The following is a 17,025-nucleotide window of genomic DNA, read 5'->3' as shown; positions in this document are numbered from 1 at the left end:
AACCGCACATCATACCGGGCTAAGATGCACCATGGCCATGCAACTCACAGCCTTTCCCCTTCGTCCCGCCCGCGTCCATGAGGCCTGCGGCCCCTTGGCGCCCAGCTTCGCAGCCGCCGCCGGGGCGCAGACAGGCCATGTGCTTTGGCTGCGCGAGAGCTGGCGCAACGAGCAGATCAATCCCCTCGCGCTCAGCGCCTACCTCGACCCGGCGCAGATCCTGCTCATCACGACGCGCGATCAGAACGAAACGCTCGCCGTTGCCGAAGAAGGGCTGAGGGATGAAATCTCCGGGCTGGTCGTCCTGGAGCTGACGGCCCCCATCGGCCTGACCGTCGGGCGCAGGCTTCAGCTGGCGGCCCAGGCCGGAAAGACCACCGGGCTGTGCCTGATCTCCGAGGGCATGGGCAGCCCCGCCGCCGAGACGCGCTGGCGCTGCAGCGCGGTGCGCGATGCAGGGGCCACCCCGAGGGACTCGACTCTGCAATGCTGGGAGCTTATTAAGAACAAATCAGGAACAATTGGGTCTTGGCATGTTCGATGGAGCCACTCGGCGCGTCGTCTCAGTGTGGTTTCCCCGGCTGGCGACTGACCGGGCCCTGCGGGCGCATCCCGTCAGCGGGCCATTCGTGCTCACGATCAACCAGGACAACACCAACCGGATCTATTGCCTCAACGAAACGGCCGAGCGGCAAGGCCTGCATCGCGGAATGGCCTTTTCGGATGCCCGCGCCTTTTGCCCCGGCCTGCAGAGCCGCCCCGCCGATCTGCCTGAGGACAAGCGCTTCCTGGCCCGGCTCCGGCGATGGGCCACGCGCTATTGCCCCTGGGTCGGGCTCGAGGAAAACGGCCTCGTTCTGGATATCACCGGCTCGTCCCATCTGTTTGGCAGCGAGGCGGCACTGCTGGACAATCTGCACCAGCGCATGCTCCGGACCGGGCTGACGGCACGGATCGGCCTTGCCGATACCCGCGGCGCGGCCTGGGCCATGGCGCATCATGGCGGGGGCATCGCGCCGCCCGGGCCGCCTCTGGCCGTGCTTGGCCCCCTGCCCGTCGCGGCGCTACGGCTGGAGGCGGAGACCGTCACTGCGCTGCAAAGGCTCGGGCTGCACACGATCGGGCAGCTGGCGCAGGCGGCCCGCGCGCCTCTGGCACGGCGCTTCGGGCCCGGGCTGCTCCGGCGGCTGGATCAGGCACTGGGCGCCCAGCCCGAGCAGATCTCGCCGGAGGCCGATCCGCCGCATTACGGGGTGCGGATCAGCCTGCCCGAGCCGATTGGCCTCGAGACGGATGTGATGGCCGCGACCTCCCGCCTGCTGGATCGGCTGTGCCACAAGCTGGCCGAACAGGGCGCCGGGGCGCGCATTCTGGAGCTGACGCTGCGCCGCGTCGATCAGCAGGCCGAACGGGTCGAGCTGCGCCTTGCGCGCGCCCTGCGCGACCCTGCGCGGATCCTGCCGCTGTTCAGCCGGGGCATCGGGGCGGTGGATGCGGGCTTCGGCATTGATCAGCTGCGGCTGGAGGCCACACGGGTCGAGCCGCTGGCGGCCGAACAGATCGGCCATACCGATGCGGCCGGGGCAGACAGGCTCGACGATCTGATCACCCGGATCGGCGCCAGGATCGGTCTCGATAACATCCGCCGCTTTCTCCCGGTCGACAGCCACATCCCCGAGCGCAGCTTCACCCTGGCGCCCGCCGCCTATTCCCGCCCCCGGCCGTTCGTGCCGCCCGCGCATCCCCGCCCCCTGATCCTGTTCCCGCCCGAGCCGATCGCCGCCACCGGCGCGCAGCCGCCGCAACGCTTCCGCTGGCGGCGCATGCAGCTGGAGACATGGCGCGCGACCGGACCCGAACGCATCGCCCCGGAGTGGTGGCACGACGACCCGGACTGGCGCAGCGGCCTGCGCGATTACTGGCGCATAGAGACCACGCAGGGGCGGCGGTTCTGGCTGTTCTATACGCCGCAGGATCCGGGATGGTTCGTGCAGGGAGAATTCGCATGAGCGGCGCGGCAGGCTACGCCGAATTGTGCGTCACCACGAATTTCACTTTCCTGACAGGGGCTTCGCACCCAGAGGAATTCATCGCGCGGGCCGCCGAGCTGGGGCTGGAGGCCATCGCCATCACCGACTGGAATTCGCTGGCCGGGGTGGTGCGGGCCTATTCCGCCCTGCGCGAACTGCGCCGCGCAGCGACGGAGGCTCTGCGCATCCGCTCGCAGCACCGCACCGATACCTGCTCACGGCAGGAAATCGGCACGCCCAGGGATATCGCCCGCCCGGATGCGTTGCATCTGCCCCGGCTGATCGTCGGCTGCCGTCTGGTTCTCACGGACAGTCCGGTGGAGTGGCTGGCCCTGCCGGAGGATCTCGATGCCTATCGGCGCCTGACCCGGCTGCTGACCCTGGGCAAGCGGCGGGCGGAGAAGGGCGAATGCCGGATCGGGGTGCAGGATCTGCGGGAGGGGGGCGCGGGGCTCATCCTGATCGCCCTGCCAGCGGGCACCGAGGCCGGGGCCGATATTGCGGCAATGGCGCGCCATTTCCCCGGAGATGTGTTTCTGGGGGCCGCGCCGCGCTATGACGGGTCGGATCAGGCCTGGTTCGACAGCTGCGCCCGGATGGCGCAGGCCTGCGGCGCGCCGATGGTGGCGGTGGGTAATGTGCTGATGCACAGCGCCGCCCGCCGGCCGCTTGCCGATGTGCTCACCTGTCTGCGCGAAGGCTGCACCATCGATACCATCGGCACCCGCGCCCTGCCCAACGCCGAGCGGCGGCTGAAGGGGCCGGCCGACATGGCGCGGCTGTTTCGCAGCCACCCCGAAGCCCTGCGCCGCACGCTGGAGATTGCCGCCCGCTGCCGCTTCAGCCTGGGCGAGCTGCGCTACCAATACCCCGACGAGATTTCCGAAGGCGGCGAGGCGCCGATGGAGCGGCTCCGCCGTCTGGCGCGGGAAGGCCTCGCGCGGCGCTATCCGCAAGGGGCGCCCGAACGCGCGCTCGGGCTCATGGACAAGGAGCTGGCCGTGGTGGAGGAGCTTGATTTCCCCGCTTATTTCCTGACCGTCCATGACATCGTCCAATATGCCCGCAGCCAGGGGATCCTGTGTCAGGGGCGCGGATCGGCGGCGAATTCGATCCTGTGCTACCTGCTCGGGATCACCGATGTCTCGCCCGAGGTGATCGGCATGGTGTTCGAGCGGTTCATATCGCGCCATCGTGGCGAGCCGCCCGATATCGACGTGGATTTCGAGCATGAGCGCCGCGAGGAGGTGATCCAGTGGATCTACCGCAAATACGGCCGCCACCGGGCCGGGCTCTGCGCGACCGTGATCCATTTCCGCACCCGTGCCGCGATCCGCGAGGTCGGCAAGGTCATGGGGCTCAGCCAGGATGTTACCGGGGGCCTCTCGGGGCAGATCTGGGGATCGTCGAACGAGGGCCCCGACCCCGCGCGCATCCGCGAGCTCGGCCTCAATCCCGAGGACCGCCGCCTGGCCCTCACGCTGCGCCTGATCCGCGAGATCATCGGCTTTCCGCGCCATCTATCCCAGCATGTGGGCGGCTTCGTCATCACCAAGGGGCGGCTCGACGAGCTGTGCCCGATCGAGAATGCCGCGATGGAGGGGCGCACCCTGATCGAATGGGACAAGGACGATATCGACGCGCTCGGCATCCTCAAGGTCGACATTCTGGCCCTTGGCATGCTGACCTGCATCCGCAAGGCATTCGACCTGCTGAAGACCCATGAGCAACAGGATTTCCGCCTGGATACCGTCCCGCCCGAGGATCCGGAGACCTACAGGATGCTTCAGGCGGCCGATGCGGTGGGGGTATTTCAGGTCGAGAGCCGGGCACAGATGAATTTCCTGCCGCGGATGAAGCCGCGTGAATTCTATGACCTGGTGATCGAGGTTGCGATTGTCCGCCCGGGCCCGATTCAGGGCGGCATGGTCCAGCCCTATATCCGCCGCAGGCAGGGGCTCGAGCAGCCCGAACCCTTTGGCCCCGCGCTGCATGAGGTGACGAAGCGCACCCTGGGCGTGCCGCTGTTTCAGGAACAGGCGTTGCAGATCGCCGTCGTCGGCGCGGGCTATACGGCGGAGGAGGCCGATCATCTGCGCCGGGCGCTGGCCTCGTTTCGCAGGATGGGCACGATCGGCACGCATCGCGACAAGTTCATCGGCGGCATGCTGGCGCGCGGCTACACCCCCGAGATCGCGGCCCGCTGTTTTTCACAGATCGAGGGTTTTGCCGATTACGGCTTCCCGGAAAGCCATGCCGCGGCTTTCGCATTGCTGGTCTATGTCTCCGCCTGGCTGAAGCGCCGCCACCCGGCCGTCTTCGCCTGCGCATTGCTGAATTCCCAGCCGATGGGGTTCTATGCGCCGGCCCAGATCGTGCGCGATGCGCGCGATCATGGGATCGAGGTCCGCCCGATCTGCGTCAACGCCAGCCTGTGGGACCACAGGCTGGAGCGGCGCCCGGACGGCGCGCTGGCGCTGCGGCTCGGGTTTCGCCAGATCAAGGGCTTCCGGGAGGAGCATGCGGAGCGGATCGCCGCCGCACGGGGCAATGGCTATCCGGACCCGGAAGCGATCTGGCTGCGCGCCGGGATCGCGCCCGCCGTGCTCGAATGCCTGGCCGAGGCGGATGCCTTCGCGGCCATGGGCCTGACCCGGCGCGAAGCCTTGTGGCAGGTGCGCGCCATTGCCGGGCAGAGGCCGCTGCCGCTGTTCAGCGACCCGATCGACGGCGAGGCGATTACCGAGCCGCCCGTCGCCCTGCCGGTGATGCATATGGGCGAAGAAGTGGTCGAGGATTATATCGCCACCCGCCTGAGCCTGCGCGCCCATCCGATGGCCCTGCTGCGTCCGGGCCTGCCGGGCCTGACCCCGCATGACGCACTGCGCACCGCGCCCATGCGCCGCACCACGGTCTGCGGCCTCGTCATCACGCGCCAACGCCCCGGCACGGCTTCGGGCGTCGTCTTCCTGACGCTCGAAGACGAGACCGGGGTCAGCAATGTGGTGGTCTGGCGCAAGGTCTTCGAACGTTTTCGCCGCGCGGTCATGGGCGGGCGGTTGCTGCGCGTGACCGGGCAGCTGCAGCGCGAGGGGATCGTCGTCCATCTGATCGCCGAAAACATCGAAGATGTCTCGCATCTGCTGGGCACCCTCGGCCATCACCCTCTCGCGAAGTCCGTCGCGGGGACGACGCCCAAGACCGACAGCGCACCGCGCGCGCATCACCCCCGCGAGCAGGCGAAGAAATTGTTCCCAAGCCGCGATTTTCATTGAAATATCGCGGAGCCGTGACGACCCACCACGTTTCCCACTCGAAACCGGGACGAATGCCGCAGCAGGTCAGCCATCTGCAGTGCGACACCACATTTTGTTCAGGGACGATCCGGCCAAGCCCCGTCCTCCACAGTACAAACCCGCGCTCCAGCTGATAGCCTCCACCGGATCGCGGCCCGGTGAAGCCAGATCTCGAACGAATTCTTGCGCCAGGACCGCCAGGATCCGGAGGGCACCAGCGAGCCGGACATCGAACGCTCGCTGCCTCGGCCGAAGTGCACAAGAAGGCTCGCCATCCCGTCGCGGGCCCCTCAGCGCTGATCCCGCTGCGGGCCGTTCAGGATTGCAGCCAGCCGCACGAAACTGGCGGCAGTATCCTCCGCCTCATCCATGCCGATCAACGCATCGAGAGCCGGCCAGACCCGGATCGCGGCATCGACCGTCGGATCAGACCCTGTCGCATAGAGGCCAGCCTGGATCATCATTTCGGCCTTGTCATAGGCGCCGAGCAGCTTGCGCGCCTTCCCGATCAGGGCATTTTCCTCGGGAGACGCTGCGTCGGGCAAGGATCGCGAGACTGAGCGCAACAGATCCACCGCGGGAAAGCGGCCGCGCTCGGCGATGGCACGATCCAGGATCACATGCCCATCCAGCGTACCGCGCAGAATATCGGCCACGGGCTCTTCCATGTCTGACCCAGCGACAAGGACCGAAAAGATCGCCGTGATATCGCCCGTCCCGTCCACGCCCGGGCCGGAACGTTCCGCAAGGGACATGATCTGATGCGAGACCGAAGGCGGGAAGCCGCGCAGGCTCGGCGCCTCTCCCCCGGCCAGCGCAACCTCGCGATGCGCCTCGGCAAAGCGTGTCACACTGTCCGCCAGGAACAGAACGTGCAGCCCCCGATCACGGAAATGCTCGGCGACCGACATCGCCGCCCAGGCGCAGCGCCGGCGCACCAGCGGCGACTGGTCGGACGTCGCAGCGACGATCACGGACCGCGCCATCCCCTCCGGGCCGAGCACTTTCTCCACGAATTCACGCAATTCACGCCCGCGCTCGCCGATCAGCGCGATCACGACGACATCCGCCGAAACGCCCTTCGCGAACTTGGCCAACAGCGAGGATTTCCCGACCCCGGAGCCGGCAAAAAGCCCGATCCGCTGCCCGCGAACGAGGGGAAGCAAGGTATTGAAGGCGCACAGGCCGGTTTCCAGACGCCCCCCCAGACGCCGCCGCCGCGCCGCGGGGGGCGGGGCTTCCCGCAATGCCCGCTCCACCGGGCCACGCAGGATCGGCCGGCCATCCAGCGGACGGCCGAAAGGATCGACGATCCGACCGACCCAGGAATCATCCGGTGCGATCCCGGACTGACCGAGCAGATCGACGCGATCTCCGATTGCAAGACCATCCGGCGCGCCATCGCACAGCAGGCGAACCTCGCCCGCGCCGAGCGCGATGACCTCCGCCCCGATATAGCGGTTCGATTTCGAGAGAATCGATACCCGGTCCCCCAAAGTGGCGCGCGACGCGAGCCCACCCGCAATGACCGCGCCGCCCGACACCTCGACCACACGCCCGACGGGATGAACCGCCGCGATTCCTGCGATTTCTGCCCTGAGCAGGTTGAACCCTTCGAAAGCCATTCTGGTCTCCATCTGTTCTTGAAAGGTTTTCTAAATGATTCGCTCTTAATCCAAGGTTGATCGCTCGGAGGAGAAGCCCCGATGTTTGAAAACCTGGATATACTGCGAACGGCACAGGCGATGGCGGGTCATGCGACCCAGCGGCAGAACCTGATCGCTCAGAATGTTGCGAACGCCGATACGCCCGGATACCGCGGCCGGGATCTGACCTCCTTTGCGGAGGCCTATGCGGAGACCTCCGACGCTGGCATGCGCAGCACGCGTCCAGGCCATATCGGCGCGGAGAATGCAGCCTTCACCGAAGAAGTCACGGAGGATGCCTCGGCCATTTCGCCCGATGGCAACAGCGTGTCGCTCGAAGACGAGATGGTCAAATCGGTGGATGTCCAGCGCGAGCACAATCTCGCGCTCACCATCTACAAGACCTCGCTGAACATCCTGCGCAGCAGCATCGGAGGGGCCTGAGCATGGAAGATTTCGGCAATGCCCTTTCGCTTTCCGCCTCGGGCATGAAAGCCCAGGCACAGCGGCTGCGCTATGTATCGGAGAATATTTCCAACGCCGATACGCCCGGGTACCGGCGCAAGCTGACCTCCTTCGAGGAGGTCTCAACCGATCCGCTCACCGGCGACGCGGTATCGGGCGGCGTGCAGGTCGGCGATGTCACCCTCGATCAGGGTGAGCTGCCGCGCGTCTATGCGCCCGGGCACCCGATGGCCGATGGTTCCGGCTATTACGACGGCTCCAATGTCGATCTCGTCGTCGAGATCGCCGATGCCCGCGAAGCGCAGCGCAGCTACGAGGCCAACCTGCGCCTGTTCGATCAGTCCCGGCAAATGTCCTCCGCGGTGCTCGACCTGTTAAAACGCTGAATTTTCCTCCCCCAACCACATTGAGGTCCAGAATGGATATCACCTCCTCCCTCGCCTCCGTAGGCTACAGTCATGCCCGCAATGTCGCGGCGCCTGATCCCGAAAGCATGTCCGGCAACGCTCTCTCGCGCGCCATCACCAGCTTCGAGGACACGGTTCGTGGCGGCGAAGAAGCCGCGAAGGGCGCGATGATGGGCACCGTCGATCCGCATGCCCTGGTTCAGGCGCTCGCCAATACCGAGCTTGCCGTGGAAACCACGGTCGCAGTGCGCAACAAGGTCGTCGAGGCCTATCAGCAGATCCTGCAGATGCCGGTGTAACCGATGCGCGACCTCGTCTTCTTCGACTCGATGCGCCAGGCGCTCTGGATCGCGGTGACGATCTCGGCGCCGATGCTGGCGGTTGCGCTGGTCGCAGGTGTGACCATCGGCCTGTTCCAGGCCCTGACCTCGATCCAGGAAATGACCCTGACCTTCGTCCCCAAGGTCGCGGCGATGCTGATCGTGTTCTGGGTGTCGATGTCGTTCATGTCGGAGACGCTGGTCGACTTCTTCCAGGGGCGGATCATCCCGCTCATTGCCGGAGGCTGAACCATGGATAATGCGATTTATGCCGCGCTGACGCGGCAATCGGGCCTGATGCAGGAAATGCAGAGCATCGCCAACAACATGGCGAACGCCTCGACGACCGGCTTCCGGCGCGAAGGCGTTGTGTTCTCGGAATATGTCGATGCGCTGGACGGCGAGGCGCCTGCCCTGTCGATGGCCTATGCGCACGGGCGCAGCGTCGATCTGCAGCAGGGCGGCCTGACCCAGACCGGCGGCACCTATGATTTCGCTATCGAGGGCCAGGGCTTTTTCATGGTGCAGACGCCCGAGGGCAATGAGCTGACCCGCGCGGGCAGCTTCATTCCTTCGGCTGAGGGCATGCTGCTGACCCCCGACGGCTACCCGGTGCTCGATCAGGGCGGCAGCCCAATCACGATCCCGCCCGGTCAAGGGCCGGCCAAGCTCTCTCAGGACGGCACTCTTTCGATCAACGGCGCCCCGATCGCGCAGGTCGGTGTGTTCCTCCCGCCAGAGGGCAGCCAGATCAGCCACGTCGCAGGGACCCGCTTCAAATCTGATGCGGAGCCCGAGCCGGCAGAAGAGTTCTCGGTGCTGCAAGGGCAACTGGAAGACTCGAACGTAGATCCGATCGCCGAGGTGTCGCGCATGATCCAGGTCCAGCGTGCCTATGAACTCGGACAGAAATTCCTCGATCGCGAGGACGAACGCATCCGTGGCGTCATCTCGACGCTCAGCCGATAGGAGTTTCCCATGCGCGCCCTCCAGATCGCCGCAACCGGGATGAGTGCCCAGCAGATGCGGGTCGAAGTCATCTCGAACAACCTCGCGAACATGTCCACCACGGGCTACAACGCCCGCCGCGCGGAATTCGCCGACCTCCTCTATCAACAACAGACCCGCCCCGGCACACTCTCCGCGAGCGATGGCACCATGATCCCGGCCGGTGTTCAGCTCGGCCTCGGCGTGCGCCCGACCGCCGTGAGCGTGCAGCTGTCCCAAGGCGCCCTGAGCAACACCGGCGGAGACCTTGATCTCGCGATCGACGGATACGGCTATCTTGAAGTGACGATGCCATCCGGCGCCTCCGGCTACACGCGGGACGGCGGGCTGAAGCGCTCGGCCGATGGCGAGATCGTCACCTCGGACGGCTATCCGGTGGTGCCGGGGATCACCATCCCCGAAGAAGCAAGCTCGATCGCCATCAATGCCACAGGCGAGGTCTATGCCTATTTCAGCGATCAGGTCCAGCCGCAGCTGCTCGGTCAGATCACGCTCGCTGGCTTCAGCAACGAAAAGGGTCTGGAGGCGATCGGATCGAACCTGTTCCTGGAAACAGAAGCCTCCGGCCCGCCGCAAGTCTCGCCCCCCGGAGAAAACGGTCTCGGCACGATCCGGCAGGGATACCTCGAAGAAAGCTCCGTCGACTCCGTTCGGGAGATCACCGAGCTCATCAAGGCTCAGCGCGGCTACGAGATGAACGCCAAGGTCATCACCGCCGCGGATGAGATGCTCAGCGCCACGGTGCAGGTGAAATGATGCGTTGCGCGGCCCTCATGTGCCTCTGTGCCGCCCTCGCGCCTGTCGGCGCCCCAGCCGAAACGCTGGTCGCCGCGCGGGTGCTGCGGGCCCAGACCATCCTTTCTCCCGAAGATCTCAAGATCGAGTCCACGGCCATCGCCGGCGCGCTTGAGAACCCCAATGAGGCCATTGGCCTGGAGACCCGCGTGGCGATCTACGCGGGCCAGCCGATCCGCCCGCAAGATCTCGGGCCGCCAGCGATCGTCGACCGCAACCAAAGAGTGACGATCGCCTTTCGCAAAGGCAGCCTGACCATCCTCGCGGAGGGCCGAGCACTCGCCCGCGGCGGTGTCGGCGATACCATTCGCGTGATGAACTCCGCTTCCAAGGCCACCGTCATCGCGACCCTGGCCGCTGACGGCACCGCATATGTACAAACGCAGTGAGACCCCCATGCGCACCCCTGTCACCCTTCTCCTGATCGCGGCCGCGCTCTGTGGCTGCCAGCGTCTCGGTCAGGTCGGCAAGACGCCCGCCTTCACCCCGATCGAGAACAGCAACGAATTCTTCGCCATGAACGCGACTCCGATGCCGGAGCAGGTCGAGGGAAACATGCCGGCACAGCAGGCCTCGCTCTGGTCTGGCACCCGCGGGTCGCTGCTGGGCGACAAGCGCGCTGCAGGACGCGGCGATATCCTGACCGTTGTCATCGAGATCAATGACAAGGCGGAGATCTCGAACACCAGCGATCGCAGCCGTACCGGCACCGACACGATGGGTATCCCGCAATTGTTCGGGCTGTCCCAGCGGGCGGACAAGCGACTTCCGGATGGAGCCTCGATGGCGAATGCCTACGAGACGAACAGCAACTCTTCTTACGAGGGGTCCGGCTCCGTCGCCCGCAAGGAAAAGTTGACGCTCCGGATCGCGGCGACGGTGATCGACCGGCTTCCGAACGGCGCGATGCGCATCCAGGGCAGCCAGGAGGTACGCGTGAACTATGAGGTTCGCGAACTGGTGGTCACCGGTTTCGTTCGCCCTGAAGACGTGAGCCGGCAAAACGAGATCACCTATGACAAGATTGCCGGGGCGCGGATTTCCTACGGCGGCCGCGGTCAGATCTCCGACGTCCAGCAACCGCGCTACGGCCAGCAAGTGGCCGATGTTCTTCTTCCGTTCTGAGGCCCCAGATGAGAAAGCTCCTGCCCGTAATTCTCGCCCTGATCGGGATCGGCGCCGGTGGTGCGGCGGGGTATTTCCTCCGCCCGCCGCCCGCAGAGGAACCTGCACAGGCCGCCTGCAGTGAAGACCCCTGCCCCGAACCGGAGGCAGGCCATGATGCGGAAGCCTCCGCGGAACACGCGCCTGCGGGAGCCGGGGAGCATGACCAGGAGGAGGCCGCTCCCACCGAATTCGTGAAGCTGAACAACCAGTTCATCGTGCCGGATATTCAGAAGGGGTCAGTGGTCTCGCTTGTCGTTCTGTCGCTCAGCATCGAGGTATCGAGCGGCACTACGGACAGGGTCTTCATGCTGGAGCCGAAACTGCGCGACATCTTCCTGCAGGTCCTGTTCGATCGCGCCAATGTCGGCGGTTTCCGCGGCGACTTCACCTCTTCCGAGCGCATGGATGAACTGCGCCGCGCGCTCCTAGAAGCGGCGCGCAAGGTCATCGGCCCCGAGGCGCGCAATGTGCTGATTTCCGATATCGTCCGTCAGGACACCGCCTGATCAGCTGCGCCCGCGCTTGAGCCGTTCGGCCTCCCGCACCCGGCTTTCGATCTGTTGCAGAACGTCTCGGCGGCCCACGGCAAGGGCGGCCTTTGCCTTTTGCTGGGCCATCTCTTCGTTCAGCCGGGCGATAAGATCGTCAATTTCCGCATGCCGCAGGGAAACCCAGCCGGTGAACAGCTCAGCGGTCTTTGCTTCCGGCGTGGAGGCCTGGGCAATCACCCGCGCCTCCCGCGCCGCATCGGACAGCTCCTCACGCTGCACATGCATGTCTTGCTTGCGCCCGGCCAGACGGGCAAGCTCTGCAAGCTCCATCTCCCGCTTCAGCTGCGCGATCCGGCTCAACTGGGACAGTTTACGCTTTTGCATCAGTACCCCCTTCTTTCGCGTGCGCGGCGGCGCATCTTCTCGGCAAACCGGATCGCGGCCGCGACGGCCCGGTAGTGCTCCGGATGAATTTCGGAACCGATCTCGATCGCGGCATGCAGCGCGCGCGCGGTCGGCGGATCGGAGTGTATGGGCACGCCCGATTCCATCGCGATGGCTCTGATCCGGGCTGCGACCTCGTCCACACCCTTGGCGACACAGACCGGCGGCCGGCGCGCCGCGCGCTCCCATTTCAGCGCGACCGCGTAGTGCGTCGGGTTCACGATCACCACATCCGCTTTCGGCACATCCCCCATCATCTGACGATTGGCGATTTCCACCGCCCGTTGTCGGCGCTGCTGCTTCACATGGGGATCGCCCTCGGACTGTTTCATCTCGTCCATGAGTTCCTTGCGCGACATCTTGTTGCGTCGCATGAAATCCATGCGCTGCCACAGATAATCGGCCCCACCCATCACCACCACGATCAGCGTCATCAAAACGGCAAAGTCGAGCAGCAGGTCGAACATGTCGGCAATGGCCAGTTCGGCACCGATCGCCTGCGTGGCAACAATCCGTTCGATCCGGGAGGTCATGAACCAGCCGAGGATCAGCGAAATCACGATGAGCTTCACGAAGCTCTTGAAGAATTCGAACAGCCCCTGGCGCCCGAATTTCTGCCCCGCATTCGCGATCGGATTGATGCGGTTGAATTTCGGGATGATCTTGTCGGGCGCAAAAACGATGGCGCGCTGCGCAAACAATACGAGCAGGACCGCTATTCCGGGCCCGACGAGCCAGGGCAGGATCGTGATGCCGATGCTCGCCAGAGCCCCCCCGGCCAAGGCAACCCCGCCCCCCAGCATCTGCCGCGAGATCGTATCCGCCTGATCGAGGAACACCATCGCCTCTTCGCCAAAGCGCATCATCGCCGTGGCCCCGAGGCCAAAAGCCACCGCCAGGAACCCGGCATATCCCGCGGCAACCGCGAGCTCCTGCGATCGGACCAGATCACCCTTCTTGCGGGCTTCATCGAGCTTCTGCTGTGTTGGCTCGTATTCCTTTTCGACTGCTTCCTCTCCGCTCATGGCAGTACCCGGAAGGGGGCCGCCAGGAACTGGTCGAAATGCCCGAGCCAGAGCACCACGCCGGTCGGCAAGGCCGCGGCCAGCAGCACAAGTCCGCCGAATGTGAGGGCCGGCGCGCCGACGAACGACACCATCAGCTGCGGCATCGCGCGGTTGATCGCGCCAAGGGCGACGTTGTAGATGAGCCCGGCCAGCACGAACGGCATCGCGATCGAAAAGGCCAGCATGAAGGTGTCGCGGATGCCTGACAGCCCCCAGGCGCGTACCAGGGCCGGATCCGGCAACCGCCCGGGCGGCAGGGCCGCGTAGGATTCGATCAGCATCGCGGCGATCTTGACGTGCAGCCCCATATGCACCGCCACCGCCAGCGCCGCGAGCATCAGAACGTTGCCCACCGCGGGCTGCGGCTGCCCGTCGGTGCCGCCAAACATCTGCGACAGCGAGATCGACTGCGCGATGATCGTGCCGGCCGTCTGCAGCGCCAGTACGAATAGCCGAAGCATGATCCCGATCAGCAACCCGATCATCGCCTCCCCGAGGATCCGCATCGAATATGGCCCGGCCCCAGCGATCACGGCCGGGTCCAGCCCCGCACGGACGATCAGCGTGAAGGCGAAGGCGAGCATGAGGCGCACCCGCGCCGGGATTACCTGCTCGCCGAAAGCCGGCATCAAAGCCATCACGGCACCGACCCGCAGAAACACCACGAAGGCCTCCCCCAGGAAGCCTTGCGATGCCGCAAGCAATTCGGCCAGCGCCTCGTTCATGTAGGGACCACCCCGACCATGGCCGGGCGCGCGTCGATACCGATCTCCTCGAAGCTCAGCACCGGCGTCATGATCCCCTTCGCCTCCAGGACCGTATGCAGGAACCGGCGTCGGCGGGTAGAGGTCACCAGGGCGGGATATGTGCCGTTTTCTCCGGCCCGCGCGACCCGGTCGGCCACATTCGCGGCGAGCCGGTTGAATTTGTCGGGCGGGAGCGCGACATCGCTTTGGCCGCGGTCGCCCGGCACCTGATAGGTGGAGAACGTCTCCTCCCATTCCGGCGCCAGCTGCAGCAGCGGCAGGGTCCCATCGTCGCGCCGAAGCTCGGCAACCAGCTGGAACCCCAGCCGCTGGCGCACATGCTCGCAGATCACCTCGGGGGATTGCAGGCTGCGCACCTCGGAAATCGCTTCGACGATCATCAGCAGATTGCGGATCGACACCCGTTCCACCAGCAGCAGCCGCAGCACCGCCAGCAGCAGGTCCACCGGAACCTTCTCGGGGATCAGCTCATCGAGGATCCGCTTGTTCGATTCCGCCCGCGCCCCGTCGGAGAGGTTTGCCGTCTCCTCCAGCAGCCGCCGCAACGCGCGCAGCGTCATCAGCCGCGGGAAGTTGCGCTTCAGCACTTCCAGCAGATGGGTGGCCAGCACTTCGGTCGGGCTGACGACGGTCGACCCGGACAGAGCCGCTTCCTCACGCTGCGCCTGCGGCACCCAGCGGGCAGGCGCGCCATAGACCGGTTCGCGCACATCATCCCCCGCAGGCAGAACGTGCGAATTGTCGGCGATCAGCGCGAGCACCCGATCCGGGCGCAGACGGTCCTTCGCCTGCTCCACCCCCTGGATCCGGATCCGGTAGGTACCCGCAGGCAGCGTGGCATCGTCGGTCAGGCGGATCTCCGGCAGGATCAGGCCGAAACTCGCCGCAACATGGTTGCGCATGTTGGAGATCCGCGCATCGAGCCCAGTCGCCGGATCGAGCGCCATCGCCACCAGATCCGGCGCGAATTCGACATGGATATCATCGACATCGAGCACATCGCCGATCCGCTTCTGACGCGCCGGTTCGGCAGGCGCTGGCATCTTCATCGCTTCGCGGCGGCGCTTGCGTTCCTCCATCCGGCGCACCCACCAGGCCGACCAGCCGAGGATCATCGCCGCCGCCATGAACGGGATGAACGGCAGGCCGGGAACGATTGCGAACAGCGCCATCAGCACCGCCACCGTCGCCAGGGCCGGCGGGTATTTCCCCAGCTGGCCGAACAGGTCCATATCGACGGAGCCGCGCATGCCGCCCCGCGACAGCAGGATGGCCGAAGCGATGGAGATGATGACCGCCGGGATCTGGGTCGTGAGACCATCGCCGACGGTCAGGATCGAATAGGTCTCCAGCGCGCGCCCGAAGGGCATGCCATGCACCAGCACACCCACGACGATCCCGACCACCAGATTGAGCAAGGTGATCAGAAGGCCTGCGACGGCATCGCCCTTGACGAATTTCGACGCGCCATCGAGCGAACCGAAGAAGGTCGTCTCCGCCTGCTCCCGCTCGCGCCGGATACGGGCTTCGTTGTGGTCGATGGCGCCCGCGCTCATGTCACTGTCGATGGCGAGCTGCTTACCCGGCATCGCATCGAGGGCGAAGCGCGCGCTGACTTCGGCCATACGGCCAGCGCCCTTGGTGATCACGATGAAGTTCACGATCATGATCACGCCGAAGACCACGAGGCCGATCATCACGGACCCGCCCATGATGAATTCGGCAAAGCCCTCGATCACATGGCCGGCGGCGGAGGTCCCGGTATGGCCCTGCCCGATGATGAGCTTCGTCGAGGACACGTTCAGCGACAGCCGCAGCATCAGCGAGGCGAGCAGGATCGTCGGGAAGGCCGAAAAATCCAGCGGGCGTTCGATGAAGAGCGTGACCGTGAAAATCAGGATGGCGATGGCGAACGAGGCCGCCAGCCCCACGTCCATCACCCATGGCGGCACCGGCAGGATCATCATCACGATGATTGCCATCAGTGCGAGGGCGAGCAGGATGGTGGGCTGGAATATCGTCGCGGCGGTCAGGCGCGGCATCACTGGTCTCCTTCGGCCGGCAGGACCGGCTTCGTCACCCCGCCGATCACCGGACGGCCCGGCGCGGCGAAAAATCCATGGTTCAGCAGCGATCCCGGGGTTGCCCCCGGCTGCGCTTCCAGTTGGGCGACCCGCCCAATCCCGACACCGCCCGCAAGCCCCATCGGCTCCTCCGGAGCCGGCTCCGCCTCAGGCGCAGGCCCCTCCTCCGCGGCATCGCCGCCGAAAAAGGCCGAGAACAGACTTGCACCCGGCGCCCCTCCCGATGGCGGGCGCACGGTGCCCTGGCGCCGCAGGAGGGGGTAGTTGTTCTCGCGGGGCCGCTGCGGCACCACCTCCGGCCCGTTCAGCGCGGCGACGATGTCCGGGATCTCCGGAATGCCATCGGCATTGCCGCCGCCATAGAGCGAGCGATCATCCACGGCCGCCATCGCCGTCAGCGGCTGGCCCACGCCAAGCGCATGGTCTTCTTGCAGAAATTTCTGCCGAATGCTGGCGAAACGGGCCGCATAGCGATCCGCATGCACCTTGGTGCGGGAATGATAGGCGCCCGCGGCCCCGTTCCAGGAGCCCGTCTCGGCATAAAGCTCCGTCAGGAACCGCGCGGCATAGAGCGCATTCGCAAGCGGCTCGAACATCTGATCGATCGAGCTGAACGCTTCGCCATGCCATTTATAGTTGATCTGGAAGCACCCGACATCGAAGCTGCGCGCGCCCCGGGCATATTCGCGCGCGACATAGGCCCGCGCCTCGGCGAATGTGTCGAAGAAATGCCCCTCGCCCTCCATATTGACCGTCCAGGGCCAGGGGCCGAAGCCTCCGCCGACCTTGCGGCCGCTTTCATTAAGGGAAATCGCCTTGAGCACCGAGACCGGCACCCCCGTGCGGCGGGAGGCCTCCTCCGCGACACGCACACAGGCGCCGGAGATCTCTGCCGGCGTGGTCGCGGCCATCGCGCGGCCGAACAGGCCCGTCACGGCCATCACCGAGACGAGCACAAACATGGCGACCGGACGCCTGATCGATTGCATGGGATTCTCCCGCACGGCGCTTCCTGCTGTGCCGGAGACTAAAGTCCGA

Annotated in this window: 18 protein-coding genes; 12 read left to right on the top strand and 6 right to left on the bottom strand. The window is 65.9% G+C overall.

Annotated elements, in window-relative coordinates; translation table 11 throughout:
* Positions 1-31 precede the first annotated feature (31 nt).
* The 3 genes from ACOMG5_RS13560 to ACOMG5_RS13550 are packed head-to-tail and all read left to right on the top strand — an operon-like array spanning position 32 to position 5,305.
* Positions 32-592, top strand: coding sequence for an ImuA family protein (locus tag ACOMG5_RS13560; protein WP_420344334.1), 561 nt, complete (start codon positions 32-34; stop codon positions 590-592).
* Positions 534-2,009 carry a Y-family DNA polymerase gene (locus ACOMG5_RS13555; RefSeq protein WP_420344333.1) on the top strand — a complete coding sequence of 492 codons (1,476 nt, stop codon included), beginning with the start codon at positions 534-536 and terminating at the stop codon, positions 2,007-2,009. The genes ACOMG5_RS13560 and ACOMG5_RS13555 overlap by 59 nt, the downstream gene beginning before the upstream one ends.
* Positions 2,006-5,305 (top strand): error-prone DNA polymerase, encoded by a 3,300-nt coding sequence (locus ACOMG5_RS13550; protein WP_420344332.1) that lies wholly within the window; start codon positions 2,006-2,008, stop codon positions 5,303-5,305. The genes ACOMG5_RS13555 and ACOMG5_RS13550 overlap by 4 nt, the downstream gene beginning before the upstream one ends.
* A gap of 311 nt (positions 5,306-5,616) precedes the next feature.
* Here the strand turns inward: ACOMG5_RS13550 and ACOMG5_RS13545 are convergent, their stop codons facing one another.
* The gene (locus tag ACOMG5_RS13545; RefSeq protein ID WP_420344331.1) at positions 5,617-6,951 is read right to left on the bottom strand and encodes a FliI/YscN family ATPase; all 1,335 of its coding nucleotides are present in this window, start codon (positions 6,949-6,951) and stop codon (positions 5,617-5,619) included.
* An 81-nt stretch (positions 6,952-7,032) separates the two neighbouring features.
* On the opposite strand from ACOMG5_RS13545, the gene ACOMG5_RS13540 reads away from it, so the two are divergent.
* The 9 genes from ACOMG5_RS13540 to ACOMG5_RS13500 are packed head-to-tail and all read left to right on the top strand — an operon-like array spanning position 7,033 to position 11,640.
* Entirely contained in the window at positions 7,033-7,416 is a 384-nt protein-coding gene (locus ACOMG5_RS13540; protein ID WP_420344330.1) for a FlgB family protein, read from the top strand.
* Between the two features lie 2 nt (positions 7,417-7,418).
* Positions 7,419-7,823: a flagellar basal body rod protein FlgC gene (gene flgC / locus ACOMG5_RS13535; protein ID WP_420344329.1), complete on the top strand. Its 405-nt coding sequence runs from the start codon at positions 7,419-7,421 to the stop codon at positions 7,821-7,823.
* Between the two features lie 32 nt (positions 7,824-7,855).
* Positions 7,856-8,143 carry a flagellar hook-basal body complex protein FliE gene (gene fliE, locus ACOMG5_RS13530; protein ID WP_420344328.1) on the top strand — a complete coding sequence of 96 codons (288 nt, stop codon included), beginning with the start codon at positions 7,856-7,858 and terminating at the stop codon, positions 8,141-8,143.
* A 3-nt stretch (positions 8,144-8,146) separates the two neighbouring features.
* The gene (locus ACOMG5_RS13525) at positions 8,147-8,413 is read left to right on the top strand and encodes a flagellar biosynthetic protein FliQ (RefSeq protein ID WP_420344327.1); all 267 of its coding nucleotides are present in this window, start codon (positions 8,147-8,149) and stop codon (positions 8,411-8,413) included.
* Between the two features lie 3 nt (positions 8,414-8,416).
* Positions 8,417-9,133, top strand: a complete 717-nt coding sequence (locus ACOMG5_RS13520; protein WP_420344326.1) for a flagellar hook-basal body complex protein — start codon at positions 8,417-8,419, stop codon at positions 9,131-9,133.
* Between the two features lie 9 nt (positions 9,134-9,142).
* Complete coding sequence (flgG, locus tag ACOMG5_RS13515; protein WP_420344325.1) at positions 9,143-9,928, top strand: flagellar basal-body rod protein FlgG; 786 nt, start codon at positions 9,143-9,145, stop codon at positions 9,926-9,928.
* Positions 9,928-10,356 carry a flagellar basal body P-ring formation chaperone FlgA gene (gene flgA / locus ACOMG5_RS13510; protein WP_420344324.1) on the top strand — a complete coding sequence of 143 codons (429 nt, stop codon included), beginning with the start codon at positions 9,928-9,930 and terminating at the stop codon, positions 10,354-10,356. Before flgG ends, flgA begins: the two co-directional genes overlap by 1 nt.
* Before the next feature lie 7 nt (positions 10,357-10,363).
* Positions 10,364-11,092: a flagellar basal body L-ring protein FlgH gene (gene flgH, locus ACOMG5_RS13505; RefSeq protein ID WP_420344323.1), complete on the top strand. Its 729-nt coding sequence runs from the start codon at positions 10,364-10,366 to the stop codon at positions 11,090-11,092.
* An 8-nt stretch (positions 11,093-11,100) separates the two neighbouring features.
* A complete protein-coding gene (locus ACOMG5_RS13500; RefSeq protein WP_420344322.1) occupies positions 11,101-11,640 on the top strand; it encodes a flagellar basal body-associated FliL family protein in 540 nt (179 codons plus the stop codon).
* Here the strand turns inward: ACOMG5_RS13500 and ACOMG5_RS13495 are convergent, their stop codons facing one another.
* The 5 genes from ACOMG5_RS13495 to ACOMG5_RS13475 are packed head-to-tail and all read right to left on the bottom strand — an operon-like array spanning position 11,641 to position 16,976.
* A complete protein-coding gene (locus ACOMG5_RS13495; RefSeq protein ID WP_420344321.1) occupies positions 11,641-12,009 on the bottom strand; it encodes a hypothetical protein in 369 nt (122 codons plus the stop codon).
* Positions 12,009-13,094: an EscU/YscU/HrcU family type III secretion system export apparatus switch protein gene (locus ACOMG5_RS13490; protein ID WP_420344320.1), complete on the bottom strand. Its 1,086-nt coding sequence runs from the start codon at positions 13,092-13,094 to the stop codon at positions 12,009-12,011. Before ACOMG5_RS13490 ends, ACOMG5_RS13495 begins: the two co-directional genes overlap by 1 nt.
* Positions 13,091-13,861, bottom strand: a complete 771-nt coding sequence (locus tag ACOMG5_RS13485) for a flagellar biosynthetic protein FliR (protein ID WP_420344319.1) — start codon at positions 13,859-13,861, stop codon at positions 13,091-13,093. Before ACOMG5_RS13485 ends, ACOMG5_RS13490 begins: the two co-directional genes overlap by 4 nt.
* Positions 13,858-15,945: a flagellar biosynthesis protein FlhA gene (gene flhA, locus ACOMG5_RS13480; RefSeq protein WP_420344318.1), complete on the bottom strand. Its 2,088-nt coding sequence runs from the start codon at positions 15,943-15,945 to the stop codon at positions 13,858-13,860. Before flhA ends, ACOMG5_RS13485 begins: the two co-directional genes overlap by 4 nt.
* Complete coding sequence (locus tag ACOMG5_RS13475; RefSeq protein WP_420344317.1) at positions 15,945-16,976, bottom strand: transglycosylase SLT domain-containing protein; 1,032 nt, start codon at positions 16,974-16,976, stop codon at positions 15,945-15,947. The genes flhA and ACOMG5_RS13475 overlap by 1 nt, the downstream gene beginning before the upstream one ends.
* Between the last annotated feature and the right edge of the window lie 49 nt (positions 16,977-17,025).

Origin of the sequence: Paenirhodobacter sp., assembly GCF_041916475.1 — a bacterium.
Classification (GTDB): domain Bacteria; phylum Pseudomonadota; class Alphaproteobacteria; order Rhodobacterales; family Rhodobacteraceae; genus Rhodobacter.
This window is presented reverse-complemented; position numbering and strand designations above follow the sequence as displayed.

What these genes read in the sequence shown, in the direction of transcription:
- flgH (WP_420344323.1), top strand. Translation starts at nt 10,364, where the DNA reads ATGCGCACCCCTGTCACCCTTCTCCTGATCGCGGCCGCGCTCTGTGGC.
- flhA (WP_420344318.1), bottom strand. Translation starts at nt 15,945, where the DNA reads ATGCCGCGCCTGACCGCCGCGACGATATTCCAGCCCACCATCCTGCTC.
- ACOMG5_RS13500 (WP_420344322.1), top strand. Translation starts at nt 11,101, where the DNA reads ATGAGAAAGCTCCTGCCCGTAATTCTCGCCCTGATCGGGATCGGCGCC.
- ACOMG5_RS13525 (WP_420344327.1), top strand. Translation starts at nt 8,147, where the DNA reads ATGCGCGACCTCGTCTTCTTCGACTCGATGCGCCAGGCGCTCTGGATC.
- ACOMG5_RS13540 (WP_420344330.1), top strand. Translation starts at nt 7,033, where the DNA reads ATGTTTGAAAACCTGGATATACTGCGAACGGCACAGGCGATGGCGGGT.
- ACOMG5_RS13545 (WP_420344331.1), bottom strand. Translation starts at nt 6,951, where the DNA reads ATGGCTTTCGAAGGGTTCAACCTGCTCAGGGCAGAAATCGCAGGAATC.
- flgG (WP_420344325.1), top strand. Translation starts at nt 9,143, where the DNA reads ATGCGCGCCCTCCAGATCGCCGCAACCGGGATGAGTGCCCAGCAGATG.
- ACOMG5_RS13475 (WP_420344317.1), bottom strand. Translation starts at nt 16,976, where the DNA reads ATGCAATCGATCAGGCGTCCGGTCGCCATGTTTGTGCTCGTCTCGGTG.
- flgA (WP_420344324.1), top strand. Translation starts at nt 9,928, where the DNA reads ATGCGTTGCGCGGCCCTCATGTGCCTCTGTGCCGCCCTCGCGCCTGTC.
- ACOMG5_RS13485 (WP_420344319.1), bottom strand. Translation starts at nt 13,861, where the DNA reads ATGAACGAGGCGCTGGCCGAATTGCTTGCGGCATCGCAAGGCTTCCTG.
- ACOMG5_RS13520 (WP_420344326.1), top strand. Translation starts at nt 8,417, where the DNA reads ATGGATAATGCGATTTATGCCGCGCTGACGCGGCAATCGGGCCTGATG.
- ACOMG5_RS13555 (WP_420344333.1), top strand. Translation starts at nt 534, where the DNA reads ATGTTCGATGGAGCCACTCGGCGCGTCGTCTCAGTGTGGTTTCCCCGG.
- ACOMG5_RS13560 (WP_420344334.1), top strand. Translation starts at nt 32, where the DNA reads ATGGCCATGCAACTCACAGCCTTTCCCCTTCGTCCCGCCCGCGTCCAT.
- fliE (WP_420344328.1), top strand. Translation starts at nt 7,856, where the DNA reads ATGGATATCACCTCCTCCCTCGCCTCCGTAGGCTACAGTCATGCCCGC.
- ACOMG5_RS13495 (WP_420344321.1), bottom strand. Translation starts at nt 12,009, where the DNA reads ATGCAAAAGCGTAAACTGTCCCAGTTGAGCCGGATCGCGCAGCTGAAG.
- flgC (WP_420344329.1), top strand. Translation starts at nt 7,419, where the DNA reads ATGGAAGATTTCGGCAATGCCCTTTCGCTTTCCGCCTCGGGCATGAAA.
- ACOMG5_RS13550 (WP_420344332.1), top strand. Translation starts at nt 2,006, where the DNA reads ATGAGCGGCGCGGCAGGCTACGCCGAATTGTGCGTCACCACGAATTTC.
- ACOMG5_RS13490 (WP_420344320.1), bottom strand. Translation starts at nt 13,094, where the DNA reads ATGAGCGGAGAGGAAGCAGTCGAAAAGGAATACGAGCCAACACAGCAG.